Consider the following 13,388-nt stretch of genomic DNA (forward strand, 5'->3'; position numbering starts at 1 on the left):
GCGTAAACGTAGCGTTTTTGCCGCGAAAGAAAGTCCGCTTTTGTGATCCGCGGCGTGCAATAATCTTTCATTACCACTCTTGGATGGGGCTGACGATGTCTGAAAAACGGGTTGTGATGGTTGTTGATATGCAAATCGGCGTGTTTGCCACGCCGCGTATTAATCGGGATGCGTGTGTGGAACGTATCAATCAATTGACGCGGGCAGCCGATCTCACGATTTTTATTCAACACACCGAGGCGGGTGGCCTGGAGGAGGGGAGCGCGGGGTTTGCGCTGCTGCCTGAACTGGAGACACCCGTGAACGCCAAATATGTCACGAAAACCGCCTGTGATGCTTTTTACAAAACGGCGCTCGAACAGTTGCTCCGCGAGCAGGCGATTTCACACTTTGTCATCTGCGGCTGTGCGACGGACTATTGTGTCGATACCACCATCAGAAACGGTGCCAGCCGGAGTTATCGCATTACGGTTGCGGAAGATGCCCACACCACCGCACATCGCGCGGCTGCACCTGCCCAGACGCTGATTGCGCACCATAATGATGTCTGGCGCAATCTGATCGTGCCGGGCAATCCGGTACGTGTGAAACCCGTCGAAACAATTCTTCAGGACTGGAAAACGAACTAAGCGTCGCCATGTTGGTCACAATGGGCGGTTTCGCCTGTTGTGATCGTTTATTTTTAGTCCGCACAGCGGCAGAAGCACAGCAGTTGTCATAACGATAAGAAGTGAGCAGGAGAGCATCATGTTTAAGTCTTTTTTCCCCAAGCCGGGTCCTTTTTTCCTTTCGGCTTTTATTTGGGCAATAGTCGCGGTTATTTTCTGGCAAGCCGGTGGTGGGGACTGGGTTGCGCGGATGACTGGTGCAACGGGCGCCGTGCCTATCAGCGCCGCCCGTTTCTGGTCGTCGAGCTACCTGATTTTTTATGCCTACTACGTGCTCTGCGTCGGGCTGTTTGCGCTGTTCTGGTTTCTCTACAGTCCGCATCGCTGGCAGTACTGGTCAATTCTTGGCACCTCGCTGATTATCTTCGTCACCTGGTTTCTCGTTGAAGTCGGGGTGGCCGTCAACGCCTGGTATGCGCCATTTTACGATCTGATCCAGACCGCCCTCAGCGCACCACATAAGGTCACCATGAGCCAGTTCTATAACGAACTGGGGATCTTTCTTGGTATCGCGCTGATTGCCGTGGTGATTAGCGTGCTGAACAACTTTTTTGTCAGCCACTATGTGTTCCGCTGGCGTACGGCGATGAACGAATATTACATGGCGCAGTGGCAGCATTTGCGCCATATCGAGGGGGCCGCGCAGCGTGTGCAGGAAGACACCATGCGTTTTGCCTCAACGCTGGAAAGCATGGGCGTGAGCTTTATTAACGCTATCATGACGCTAATCGCCTTCCTGCCGGTGCTGGTTGCGCTTTCTCCGCACGTGCCCGAACTGCCGATAGTCGGCCATGTGCCTTATGGCCTGGTGATTGCGGCGATCGTCTGGTCACTGATGGGCACCGGTATGCTGGCGGTAGTCGGGATCAAGCTCCCGGGACTGGAATTTAAAAATCAGCGGGTGGAAGCGGCTTATCGTAAAGAGCTGGTATACGGGGAAGATGATGCCAACCGCGCCACGCCGCCGACGGTTCGTGAGCTGTTCAGTGCGGTTCGCCAGAACTATTTCCGTCTCTATTTCCACTACATGTATTTTAATATCGCGCGCATTCTCTACCTGCAGGTGGACAACGTTTTCGGGTTGTTCCTGCTGTTTCCGTCGATTGTTGCCGGTACGATTACCCTGGGTCTGATGACGCAAATTACCAACGTCTTTAGCCAGGTGCGGGGCGCGTTCCAGTACCTGATCAACTCTTGGACAACGCTGGTTGAACTGATGTCTATCTATAAACGTCTGCGCAGTTTTGAGCGTGAACTGGACGAGCGGGATATTCAGGCTGTCACCCACACACTTGGTTAACAAAAGGAAACGTTATGTCGGCAGTGTCTCGTCTTTACCCTTTGTCATTGCTGGCCGGACTGGTGCTGGCGGGATGTAGCAGTCAGCCTTCGCAACCGCTCAAAAAAGGCGAGAAACCGGTCGATGTCGCGAGCGTGGTGCGCCAGAAAATGCCGGCCAGCGTGAAGGATCGGGACGCCTGGGCGCAGGATATCGCCAAAACCTTTGAAAGCCAGAAGCTGGCACCGACGGTGGAAAATATCTGTTCGGTGCTGGCGGTCGCGCAGCAGGAGTCCAACTATCAGGCCGATCCCGCCGTTCCGGGATTGAACAACATTGCCTGGAAGGAGATAGACCGGCGCGCCGAACGGATGCATATTCCGGTTTTCCTGGTGCATACCGCGCTGAAAATCACCTCCCCGAACGGGAAAAGCTATAGCGAGCGTCTGGACACAGTAAAAACGGAAAAACAGCTCAGCGCCATTTTCGATGACTTTATTAATATGGTGCCGATGGGGCAGACGCTGTTCGGTTCGCTGAATCCGGTCCATACCGGTGGTCCGATGCAGGTCAGCATTGCGTTTGCCGAGCAGCACAGCAAAGGATATCCGTGGAAGATGGAGGGAACGGTGCGCCAGGAAGTGTTCAGCCGTCGCGGTGGACTCTGGTTCGGAACCTACCATTTGCTCAATTACCCGGCCAACTACAGCGCGCCGATTTTCCGCTTTGCCGACTTCAACGCCGGATGGTATGCCAGTCGAAACGCCGCGTTTCAGAACGCAGTCAGTAAAGCCAGCGGCGTCAAACTGGCGCTGGATGGCGACCTGATCGCCTACGGCAGTAAAGACGCCGGTAAAACGGAGCTGGCGGTGCGTAAACTGGCGGGAAAACTGGATCTCAGCGAAAGCGCGATCCGTCGCCAACTGGAGAAAGGCGACAGTCTGGCGTTTGAAGAAACGGCGCTTTACAAAAAGGTGTTTACGCTTGCTGAAGCAAAGACAGGGAAGAGATTACCGCGTGAAATGCTGCCCGGTATTCAACTGGAAAGCCCGAAAATCACCCGTAATCTCACCACGGCATGGTTTGCAAAACGGGTCGACGATCGTCGGGCGAAGTGCATGGGGCAATAACCGCCTGGCCATTACTGGCGGCGGTAGCGCCAGCGCAGAATGGCGGCGATGACGCCGAAAATCAGACTGCCGACCAGAAACGGCACCAGACCAAAGATGGTGCCGACGCCCAGCCCAATCTCTACGCGCGGGCGTCCTGTCTCTTGCACTTGCATCAGATGTTCATATACGCCAGGCGCGTGAACCAGCAGGTTCAGGATCTGCGCCCCGGCCCAAAAACAGAACAGAACAAACACGGCATAAGCGATATTGCCTGGCGTAGAGGCGGTTTCTCGATGTTTCCCGTTAAACAAGGATTTTGAGAGAGTGAAATCAGCCATAAATGACCTCCGCGAGTAATTCTGCATCTCTGACACCATGCCAGTAACTTACCGTGAGTGTGACAGGTCATCGCGTTTGTCAATATCAGAATGATGGTAATTTCAGTCTGGGATGAATCCTGGATTGCAGATTTTTGTCAGTTGTCACAAATTTGTTACCTTAAATTAAATTTGGCAACATTTAAGAAATTCCGCACACGACACAGACCGGTTTCCCGTAATATGCGACGATACGTTTTTTTCGCTGCGGAGTTTCCATGAACCTGCCTTTAAAAATTCGCCGTGACTGGCACTACTACGCCTTTGCTATCGGCCTGATTTTCATTCTGAACGGCGTTGTCGGGCTATTGGGGTTTGAAGCCAGGGGCTGGCAAACCTATGCCGTGGGGCTGGTGACCTGGATCGTCAGTTTCTGGCTGGCAGGATTGATTATTCGTCGTCGCGTGGAGGATGACGCGGCGTAAGCCTGACAACAAACCGCTGTCAGGCTTATCGGGGAGTGCAGATTACATCGTCGTTTTCAGCGCGTTATCTGCAGCATGGCGCTCCAGCGCCAGTTCGATCAAACGGGTGATCAAGTCGGTGTAACCTAATCCACTGGCCTGCCAGAGTTTCGGATACATGCTGATGTTGGTAAAGCCTGGCAGGGTGTTGATCTCATTGATCACCACCTCATTGTCGGCGGTTAAAAAGACATCGACGCGTGCCATGCCAGCGCAGCCCAGTGCCTGATACGCCTGAATGGCGATCTCGCGGATTTTGTCGTTGATGTGCGGATCAATCGCCGCAGGAACCACCACTTTCGCGCCGTTATCGTCAATGTATTTGGTGTCGTAGGCATAGAAATCACTGTTGAGCACGATCTCGCCACAGGTGCTGGCCTGCGGATGATCGTTGCCCAGCACTGCGCACTCGATCTCGCGCCCCTTGATCCCTTGCTCCACCACCACTTTGTGATCGAATTCGAAGGCGAGGGCGACCGCCTGCGCGTACTGCGCTTCGCTGGTGACTTTGCTAACGCCGACAGACGATCCCTGATTGGCGGGCTTAACGAACAGCGGCAGGCCAAGACGGGCTTCTACCTCGGCAAAGCTTATCGTGTTGCGGTTGGCTCGCGTCAGCGTAATAAACGGCGCGATAGTCAGTCCGGCATCACGCAACAAGCGTTTGGTGACGTCTTTATCCATACACGCGGCTGAACCCAACACGTCGGAACCCACGAAGGGCAGATTCGCCACGCGCAGCATTCCCTGCAGCGAACCATCTTCACCCAGCGTGCCGTGAACAATCGGGAAAATCACGTCTACGGTCGGTAGCGGCTGACCATTCTGCGCATCAATCAACTGTTGCTCGTGTCTGCCCGGAACCTGCGCAAGGCTGGTCGCAGAAGGACGCAGCGCAATATGCGCAGGATCGTTGGCATTGAGCAGATAATTGCTGGCATCGCTGACGTGCCATTGTCCTTGCTTATCAATGCCTAACAGCACGACTTCAAAGCGGGTCTTGTCGATGGCATCGACAATATTTTTTGCCGATTGCAATGACACTTCATGTTCCGCTGATTTACCACCAAATACGATTCCTACCCGCAACTTTGCCATCTTAAACCCATTCCTTCGAACGCAAAGCGTATACATTACCACGACAAAACGAGGGATTCGCGGGCTTCTGCCATAATGTTAGGGAGAATTACACGGGAGGATGCGTGAGAGGAAAAGTCTGGCTGACGATGATCATTCTGAGCGTGGCGTGTGGCGTGGGATATCGCTATCTGCCGTCTTATTATGACCCGCTCGCCCCGCTTGAGGTATCCGATCCGCCCAACTGGCTTACCCAATTTAAGCTTAAACGTCTGACGCCAGCGCGCTGTCAGACGCTGTTGCAACAGGCAAACGAGCAGAAGCTGATCACGTCGCAGTCCGTAGCCGACAGCGCTGGCGAATGTCCCTTAACAGACGTAGTACGGGTGCGGGATTTTGGTGCAGTCAAACTGAGCAGCAGCTTCCTTGCCTCCTGTCCGTTGGCGCTGCGTTCCGCGCTGTATGTCGCTCAGCAGGCTGCACCCTTAACGGAACGTATGATGGAAAGCCAGCTGACCCGGATCGAGCATCTCGGCAGCTATGCCTGCCGCAACATTTACCATCGCCCTGATGCACGCCGTAGCGAACACGCGAGCGCAGAGGCCCTGGACATCAGCGGCTTTATTCTTGCTGACGGGCGACACGTTACCGTTCTGCGCGGCTGGAAGCAGGAAGAAAGCGCAACGTGGCTGCGGGCGTTGCTCAGTGCGAGCTGTCAATATTATGGCAACGGCCTGGGGCCGGACTACAACGCCGCTCACGCCAACCATTTTCACCTGGGAATACGGGGAATTGGCCTTTGTCGCTAAGCATAAAGCCCTGTGGCTTGTTGGGTTTTAATGTGATGTGTATCACAAATGTGGTGAACGGGAAGATAAAATAGCAAATTACGTGCCACCGCACCTGCGGATCCCCTGACAGACGTGGAGATTGCTAAACTAGCCGGCGTTTTCTGCTATTTATCACGATGAGCGTTTATGGAATCCTGGAAAGTTAATCTCATTTCCGTCTGGTTCGGCTGCTTTTTTACCGGTCTGGCAATCAGTCAAATCCTGCCGTTTTTGCCACTCTATATTTCGCAGCTTGGGGTGAACTCCCACGAAGCGCTCTCAATGTGGTCCGGTCTGACATTCAGCGTCACATTCTTAATTTCCGCGATTGTTTCTCCGCTCTGGGGTAGCCTGGCAGACCGTAAAGGTCGCAAGCTGATGTTGCTACGCGCCTCGCTCGGCATGGCGATTGCGATACTGCTGCAGGCTTTTGCTACCAACGTCTGGCAGCTTTTCCTGCTGCGCGGCATCATGGGGTTAACGTCCGGCTATATTCCTAATGCGATGGCGCTGGTGGCGTCTCAGGTGCCCCGTGAACGAAGTGGCTGGGCGCTCAGTACGCTGGCGACCGCGCAAATCAGCGGTGTGATTGGTGGCCCGCTGATGGGCGGTTTTATTGCCGATCACGTGGGCTTACGCCCGGTCTTTTTTATCACTGCAATGCTGCTGATCGTCAGCTTTATGGTCACGCTCTTTTTGATTAAAGAAGGCGTGCGCCCGACGCTGAAAAAGAGCGAACGATTGAGCGGAAAAGCCGTATTTGCGTCGCTACCTTATCCGGCGCTGGTGATCAGCCTGTTTTTCACCACGCTGGTGATTCAGTTATGTAATGGCTCAATCAGCCCGATCCTGGCGCTATTTATTAAGTCGATGGCCCCTGACAGTAATAATATTGCTTTTCTGAGTGGATTAATTGCCTCGGTGCCTGGGGTCTCCGCGCTTATCTCCGCGCCCCGGCTGGGTAAACTTGGGGATCGCATCGGCACCGAAAGGATCCTGATGGCAACGCTGATTTGTGCGGTCGTGTTGTTTTTGCCATGTCGTGGGTGACGACGCCTTTCCAGCTCGGGGTATTACGTTTTCTGCTCGGTTTTGCCGATGGCGCCATGCTACCCGCGGTTCAGACGCTGCTGGTCAAATATTCCAGTGACCAAATAACCGGGCGTATATTTGGTTATAACCAATCGTTTATGTATCTTGGCAATGTCGCTGGCCCGCTGATGGGCGCAACGGTTTCAGCCATGGCAGGATTTCGTTGGGTATTTATTGCCACTGCCATTATCGTGATGATTAACATTTGTCAGTTAGCCCTGGTTCTGCGTCAGCGGCGAAATATCCGCAAGCGGGTGTGAAGCGATTAAAAAGAAATGACTTAAGTGAAATTAGTCATTTTTTAGCATAACTTTTGATTATGGCCAGGGGTGACTATTTTATTCCTGGCTTTTAATTTAGCGTTCGGTTTTCGCGCGAGAAACGTTTCGCTCACCGTATTCTGTGATTATTTACGCAAAGTCTTTCCTTTTTTATAAAAATACTACTTTCAGACTCTAGGCAGCATGGATTCATAGTGATACCGTCAGCCTTCTTTGGATAAGGAAATGCGGTCATGAAAAATCTAATAGCTGAGTTGTTGCTTAAGCTTGCCCAGAAAGAGGAAGAGTCGAAAGAACTGGTTGCTCAGGTAGAAGCATTAGAGATTATCGTTACAGCGATGCTGCGCAATATGGCTCAGAACGAGCAGCAAATGCTGATTCATCAGGTAGAGGGCGCACTTGATGACGTAAAGCCCGATGCCAGCGTTCCGGATAACGATACGGAGTTGCTGCGCCAGTACGTACAAAAGCTGTTGAGGCATCCTCGTTACTAGTTTATTTCGTTTCTATGCTGTCATAAACCTGTCATATCAGAGACCTATAGTCGCTTTGTTTTTTATTTTAAGTGTATTAAGTACATGGAGAAAATAAAGTGAAACAAAGCGCTATTGCTCTTGCATTGTTACCACTGTTGTATATGCCTGTGAGTCATTCTGAAACGTCGTCAATGGCGGTGCTGGACAATCGTGCCGCACAGGGTGATATTACAACGCCAGGCGGAGCACGCCGATTATCGGCCGATCAAACACAAGCATTGCGCGAATCACTGAATGATAAACCGGCTAAAAATATTATTTTATTGATTGGCGATGGTATGGGTGATTCGGAAATTACGGCCGCGCGAAATTATGCTGAAGGCGCGGGTGGCTATTTTAAAGGGATTGATGCCTTACCGCTGACTGGCCAATACACCCACTATGCGCTGAATAAAAAAACCGGTAAACCGGATTACGTGACGGATTCTGCGGCATCAGCAACCGCATGGACAACCGGCGTGAAAACCTACAATGGCGCGCTGGGCGTCGATATTCACGAAAAAGATCATACGACGCTGCTGGAAATGGCGAAAGCGGCGGGGTTGGCGACGGGTAACGTCTCAACCGCCGAGCTGCAGGATGCCACTCCAGCCGCGCTGTTAGCGCACGTGACGTCTCGTAAATGCTATGGCCCGAGCGTAACGAGCGAGAAATGCCCGACGAATGCGCTGGAAAATGGCGGTAAAGGCTCGATCACCGAACAACTGCTGAATGCCCGCGCGGATGTCACGCTGGGCGGTGGTGCGAAAACGTTCGCCGAAACCGCAACCGCCGGCGAGTGGCAGGGCAAAACGCTGCGTGAACAGGCCGAGGCCCGGGGTTACCAGTTGGTCGGCGATGCGGCTTCGCTGGCGGCGATCGGCGAAGCCAGTCAGGACAAACCGGTGCTGGGACTGTTCTCTGACGGCAACATGCCTGTGCGCTGGGAAGGCCCAAAAGCGTCTTATCACGGCAATATTGATAAGCCTGCAGTAACCTGTACGCCGAATCCAAAACGCGATGAGACCGTACCCACGCTGGCGCAAATGACCGACAAAGCCATTGAGTTGCTCAGCAAAAATGAGAAGGGATTCTTCCTGCAGGTGGAAGGGGCCTCCATCGATAAACAGGATCACGCCGCCAATCCTTGCGGACAGATCGGCGAGACGGTGGATCTGGACGAAGCGGTGCAGCGCGCGCTGGCCTTTGCGAAAAAAGAAGGTAACACGCTGGTGATCGTCACTGCCGATCACGCTCACGCCAGCCAGATCGTCGCACCAGAGACAAAAGCGCCGGGCTTGACCCAGGCATTAAACACCAAAGATGGCGCCGTGATGGTGATCAGCTATGGCAACTCCGAAGAGGAATCGCAGGAGCATACCGGCAGCCAGTTGCGTATTGCGGCCTACGGCCCTCATGCGGCCAACGTGGTGGGGCTGACCGATCAAACCGACCTGTTCTATACCATGAAAGCGGCACTCGGCCTGAAATAATCCACCCCCGACAGGATAACTTTTGCTGTCGGGTGGTTTTTTTATCGTTAGCAGCCAGACTTATCTGAATCTCCCGGCGTTTATTCGCGGGAGATAGTCGAGTGAATACTCAAAAAAGGATGGTGCTATGAAAATAACATTACTGGTTACCCTATTGTTTGGTTTGATCTTTTTAACGACCGTTGGTGCGGCTGAGAAAACGTTAACCCCGCAGCAGCAGCGCATGACCACCTGCAATCAACAGGCGACGGCGAAAGCGTTGAAAGGAGATGCCCGTAAGACGTACATGAGCGATTGCCTTAAAAACAGCAAGTCAGCTCCTGGTGAAAAAAGCCTGACGCCGCAACAGCAAAAAATGCGCGAGTGCAACGTCCAGGCGACGGAACAATCGCTAAAAGGTGACGACCGCAGTAAGTTTATGAGTGCCTGCCTGAAGAAAGCAGCCTAGCCGACCTAGTGCTTACGGGTGAGCAAAGAAAAACGCTCACCCGAAATATCATACTTTCCCCGCCTGACCCGTCTCTATAATTTGGGAAAATTGTTTCAGAATGTTCCCAAAAAATAATGAACGACGAAAACTTTTACAAACAACCGGTCGATCTCGATGAAACCGCTCTTTCATCGCAGCAAAACGACCATCAACGCTCTGGACTGCGATTCGCCCGGCGAGTAAGAGTGCCGCGCGCAGTGGCGCTGGGAGGGATGTTTTTCCCTGTCGCCGCCGCGCTGGTCGCGAACCCTGTCCCCGGCGTCTGGTGGTTGTTGCTGGTGGGATGGGCGTTCGTCTGGCCTCATCTGGCCTGGCAAATCGCCAGCAGAGCCGTCGACCCGATGAGTCGGGAATTTGCCAATTTAAAAACGGATGCGGTACTCGCCGGAATGTGGATGGGACTGATGGGCGTCAATGCGCTGCCTTCCGCCGCGTTGTTGATGATCATCTGTATGAATCTGATGGGCGCAGGCGGTGTGCGACTGTTTGTTACCGGACTGGCCCTGATGGTGGTTGCCTGTCTGGTCACATTGCAGTTAACGGGAACCTCTCTGGCTTTAAGAAGCGCGCCGCTGGAAGGGGTGTTGACGCTGCCGGTCATCGTGATTTACCCGCTGTTATTCTCCTGGATTAGCTATCAGGCCGCGACCAGGCTGGCGCAACATAAGCGTCGGTTACAGGTGATGAGTACCTGTGATGGCATGACAGGCGTTTACAACCGGCGACACTGGGAAATATTACTGCGCAACGAATTTGAGCACTGCCGTCGCCAGCATCGGGAGGCCACGCTGCTGATCATTGATATCGACCATTTCAAAAGTATTAATGACACCTGGGGTCATGATGTTGGCGATGAAGCTATTCTGGCGCTAACCCAACAGCTGAGAATCACCTTGCGCGGGAGCGATGTGATCGGGCGTTTTGGCGGTGATGAATTTGCGGTGATTATGTGCGGTACGCCAGCCGAGAGCGCCATCGCGGCGATGTCACGGATTCATGAGGGGCTACGCGGGTTACGTCTGGCCTGCGCGCCGCAGGTCATTTTACATATCAGCGTGGGCGTTGCGCCGTTAACGCCGCAGTTCAGTCACTATCGGGAATGGTTGAAATCGGCCGATCTGGCGCTCTACAAAGCAAAGAATGCCGGACGTAACCGCACCGAAGTGGCGGCCTGACGTCCGGTTGTTCACTCAGGATTTACTGAGTTTGTCTGACTTCTCCATACACTTCGCCATCGCTTCAATCACCGCTGCACGAAATCCTCGCTCTTCCAGTACGCGGACCGCTTCAATTGTCGTGCCGCCAGGCGAACAAACCATATCTTTCAGTACGCCAGGATGCTCGCCCGTTTCCAGTACCATCTTCGCGGAACCCATGACCGCCTGAGCGGCAAATTTGTAAGCCTGTGCGCGCGGCATACCGCCCAGTACTGCGGCATCAGCCATCGCTTCGATAAACATGAAGACATACGCCGGGGCGGAGCCGCTGACGCCAACCACAGGATGAATCATCGACTCGGCAATCACTTCGGCTTCGCCAAAGCAGCGGAAAATATTCAGCACATCCGCGGTGTCTTCCGGGGTAACCAGCGCGTTTGGCGTCACTGAGGTCATCCCGGCATTAACCAGCGACGGCGTGTTCGGCATTGCGCGTACGATTTTCCGGTCGTGTCCCAGCGCGCGGGCGAGTTGATCGAGGGTCACGCCTGCTGCAATAGAGACCACCAGCGACTCTTTGTTAAGGCTGGAGGTTATCTCGCTGAGCACTTTGATCATAATGCCCGGCTTCACGGCGCCGAAAACAATATCCGCCACCTGGGCGACTTCCTGGGCGGACTGCGCGACGTTGATCCCATACTGATCGTGCAACGCGGCAACTTTATCGGGGGAAGGGGTGTAGACCCAGATCTGGCCTGGAAGCACCTGACCGCTGGCAATCAGGCCGCCGAGGATTGCTTTCCCCATATTACCGCAGCCGATAAAACCGATTTTCTTCTCCATCTCGTCACTCCCTATGGGTGATAGTTGTTGTTTTGTTTGATAAAGCCTAGCTTAGCGCGGATTGAAAGACGCATGAAGGGTAAACAGCACTTTGCCGCAGCGCAAAAGCACGAGACAATAGCCGATTGCACAAGAGACGGGAGCCAGTATGACCATATGGGTGGATGCGGATGCGTGTCCGAACGTAATTAAAGAGATCCTCTATCGTGCCGCCGGGCGCATGCAAATGTCGCTGATTCTGGTAGCGAACCAGAGCCTGCGCGTGCCGCCGTCGCCGTATATCCGTACGCTGCGTGTACCTGCGGGTTTTGACGTGGCGGATAACGAGATTGTGCGCCAGTGTGCGGCGGGCGATCTGGTCATCACGGCCGATATCCCGTTGGCCGCCGAGGTGCTGGCGAAAGGCGCGTCGGCGCTTAATCCGCGCGGTGAGCGTTATACCGAATCGACCATTCGCGAACGTCTGACAATGCGCGATTTTATGGATACATTGCGCGCCAGCGGGATCCAGACGGGCGGTCCGGATAGCCTCTCTGCCCGCGATCGTCAGCATTTTGCGGCGGAACTGGAAAAGTGGTGGCTGGAAGTTCAGCGCAGAAACGCGTGAATGTAATTTATTTTTTACACTTTCCTCGGCGCTATTTCTTGATATAGTAGGGCGTACATTGATATTTTCACTTTTAGTGGAATAAATACTTTACACTTAACGCTGTACTAGTTTGATGGTATGATTATTCCTTTAATGACATCTGATCCTGCCGCTTTGCGGCCTTCTGGGGAACGCCCACTATGACGCAACCGCTTTATCTTGTTGGCCCACGCGGCTGTGGAAAGACAACGGTTGGCATGGCGCTGGCTACGGCAATTGGTTGTCGGTTTGTCGATACCGATCAATGGCTGCAGTCGCAGGTACAAATGACCGTCGCGGAAATCGTCGAGCGTGAAGGCTGGCCGGGTTTTCGCGCCAGAGAAACGGCTGCACTGGCGGCGGTGACTGCACCGTCAACGGTCATCGCGACCGGCGGGGGAATCATTCTCACTGATTATAACCGCCACTTTATGCGTGATAACGGCATCGTCATTTATTTAAGCGCGCCGGTTTCCACGTTGGTTCATCGTCTTGAGGCCTCGCCTGAAGAGGAGTTGCGCCCCACGCTGACCGGTAAACCCCTGAGCGAAGAGGTGCAGGAGGTGCTGCAACAGCGGGATATTTTGTATCGCGAAGCGGCCCATTTCATCATTGATGCGGCGAATTCACCTGACCAGGTGATTTCTGAAATTCAGCGCAGGCTGGCGCAGCGCGCGCGCTGCAGGCAAGGCGGGGTCTATACTTAAACTTCATTCGACAGAAGGAAGCACTATGCCAACCAAACCGCCATATCCACGCGAAGCGTATATTGTCACCATTGAGAAAGGGACGCCGGGACAGACGGTCACCTGGTACCAGTTGCGCGCCGATCACCCGAAACCGGATTCGTTAATCAGCGAGCATCCCAGCGCGCAGGAAGCGATGGATGCGAAAGCCCGTTACGAAGATCCTGATAAAACCTGACGACTGAACAGCTCGGAATGGAATCTGAGCGAGTGTAAACCCAACCTGCATCACATTTTTCGCCGATGAATCGTTGTACCTGAAAACTAACATCAAACAATAACAACCTATTACTGGAATGATCTGGAATCTTTACACAGCGATTTGCGCTGCGCCTG

Annotated in this window: 15 protein-coding genes and 1 pseudogene; 13 read left to right on the top strand and 3 right to left on the bottom strand. The window is 53.6% G+C overall.

Annotation, left to right across the window (positions count from 1 at the left end; all coding sequences use genetic code 11):
• Positions 1-95 precede the first annotated feature (95 nt).
• The 3 genes from KI228_RS05590 (at position 96) to KI228_RS05600 (ending at position 3,077) form a co-directional block, all read left to right on the top strand.
• Positions 96-629 carry an isochorismatase family protein gene (locus tag KI228_RS05590; protein ID WP_043001641.1) on the top strand — a complete coding sequence of 178 codons (534 nt, stop codon included), beginning with the start codon at positions 96-98 and terminating at the stop codon, positions 627-629.
• Between the two features lie 118 nt (positions 630-747).
• Positions 748-1,968: a peptide antibiotic transporter SbmA gene (gene sbmA, locus KI228_RS05595; protein ID WP_212807551.1), complete on the top strand. Its 1,221-nt coding sequence runs from the start codon at positions 748-750 to the stop codon at positions 1,966-1,968.
• Positions 1,969-1,982: 14 nt separating this feature from the next.
• Entirely contained in the window at positions 1,983-3,077 is a 1,095-nt protein-coding gene (locus KI228_RS05600; protein WP_043001639.1) for a DUF1615 domain-containing protein, read from the top strand.
• A gap of 11 nt (positions 3,078-3,088) precedes the next feature.
• Here KI228_RS05600 and KI228_RS05605 read toward each other — a convergent pair whose 3' ends face one another.
• The gene (locus KI228_RS05605) at positions 3,089-3,397 is read right to left on the bottom strand and encodes a YaiY family protein (protein WP_043001638.1); all 309 of its coding nucleotides are present in this window, start codon (positions 3,395-3,397) and stop codon (positions 3,089-3,091) included.
• A 257-nt stretch (positions 3,398-3,654) separates the two neighbouring features.
• Between KI228_RS05605 and KI228_RS05610 the strand changes: the two genes are divergently transcribed.
• Positions 3,655-3,861 (top strand): DUF2754 family protein, encoded by a 207-nt coding sequence (locus KI228_RS05610; RefSeq protein ID WP_043001637.1) that lies wholly within the window; start codon positions 3,655-3,657, stop codon positions 3,859-3,861.
• 42 nt (positions 3,862-3,903) lie between these two features.
• Here KI228_RS05610 and ddlA read toward each other — a convergent pair whose 3' ends face one another.
• Positions 3,904-4,998 carry a D-alanine--D-alanine ligase gene (gene ddlA, locus KI228_RS05615; protein WP_043001636.1) on the bottom strand — a complete coding sequence of 365 codons (1,095 nt, stop codon included), beginning with the start codon at positions 4,996-4,998 and terminating at the stop codon, positions 3,904-3,906.
• Positions 4,999-5,126: 128 nt separating this feature from the next.
• Between ddlA and KI228_RS05620 the strand changes: the two genes are divergently transcribed.
• From KI228_RS05620 to adrA, 6 genes and pseudogenes are all read left to right on the top strand, one after another.
• The gene (locus KI228_RS05620) at positions 5,127-5,786 is read left to right on the top strand and encodes an extensin-like domain-containing protein (RefSeq protein ID WP_081097252.1); all 660 of its coding nucleotides are present in this window, start codon (positions 5,127-5,129) and stop codon (positions 5,784-5,786) included.
• Positions 5,787-5,954: 168 nt separating this feature from the next.
• Positions 5,955-7,159, top strand: a pseudogene (locus KI228_RS05625) (multidrug efflux MFS transporter).
• A 254-nt stretch (positions 7,160-7,413) separates the two neighbouring features.
• Complete coding sequence (iraP, locus tag KI228_RS05630) at positions 7,414-7,674, top strand: anti-adapter protein IraP (protein WP_043001633.1); 261 nt, start codon at positions 7,414-7,416, stop codon at positions 7,672-7,674.
• A gap of 98 nt (positions 7,675-7,772) precedes the next feature.
• A complete protein-coding gene (phoA, locus tag KI228_RS05635) occupies positions 7,773-9,188 on the top strand; it encodes an alkaline phosphatase (protein WP_212807553.1) in 1,416 nt (471 codons plus the stop codon).
• Between the two features lie 127 nt (positions 9,189-9,315).
• Positions 9,316-9,636, top strand: a complete 321-nt coding sequence (gene psiF, locus KI228_RS05640; protein ID WP_043001631.1) for a phosphate starvation-inducible protein PsiF — start codon at positions 9,316-9,318, stop codon at positions 9,634-9,636.
• 116 nt (positions 9,637-9,752) lie between these two features.
• Positions 9,753-10,853: a diguanylate cyclase AdrA gene (gene adrA, locus KI228_RS05645; RefSeq protein WP_061070481.1), complete on the top strand. Its 1,101-nt coding sequence runs from the start codon at positions 9,753-9,755 to the stop codon at positions 10,851-10,853.
• 15 nt (positions 10,854-10,868) lie between these two features.
• Here adrA and proC read toward each other — a convergent pair whose 3' ends face one another.
• Positions 10,869-11,678: a pyrroline-5-carboxylate reductase gene (proC, locus tag KI228_RS05650; protein ID WP_043001629.1), complete on the bottom strand. Its 810-nt coding sequence runs from the start codon at positions 11,676-11,678 to the stop codon at positions 10,869-10,871.
• 148 nt (positions 11,679-11,826) lie between these two features.
• Between proC and KI228_RS05655 the strand changes: the two genes are divergently transcribed.
• The 3 genes from KI228_RS05655 to yaiA all read left to right on the top strand — a co-directional run bounded on the left by KI228_RS05655 (position 11,827) and on the right by yaiA (position 13,230).
• On the top strand, positions 11,827-12,285 hold the full coding sequence (locus tag KI228_RS05655) for a YaiI/YqxD family protein (protein WP_043001628.1): 459 nt from the start codon (positions 11,827-11,829) through the stop codon (positions 12,283-12,285).
• A gap of 182 nt (positions 12,286-12,467) precedes the next feature.
• Complete coding sequence (gene aroL / locus KI228_RS05660; RefSeq protein ID WP_061070480.1) at positions 12,468-13,013, top strand: shikimate kinase AroL; 546 nt, start codon at positions 12,468-12,470, stop codon at positions 13,011-13,013.
• A gap of 25 nt (positions 13,014-13,038) precedes the next feature.
• Positions 13,039-13,230 (top strand): protein YaiA, encoded by a 192-nt coding sequence (gene yaiA, locus KI228_RS05665; protein WP_043001626.1) that lies wholly within the window; start codon positions 13,039-13,041, stop codon positions 13,228-13,230.
• The last annotated feature ends 158 nt before the right edge of the window (positions 13,231-13,388 follow it).

Origin of the sequence: Citrobacter amalonaticus, from assembly GCF_018323885.1 — a bacterium.
Lineage (GTDB): Bacteria > Pseudomonadota > Gammaproteobacteria > Enterobacterales > Enterobacteriaceae > Citrobacter_A > Citrobacter_A amalonaticus.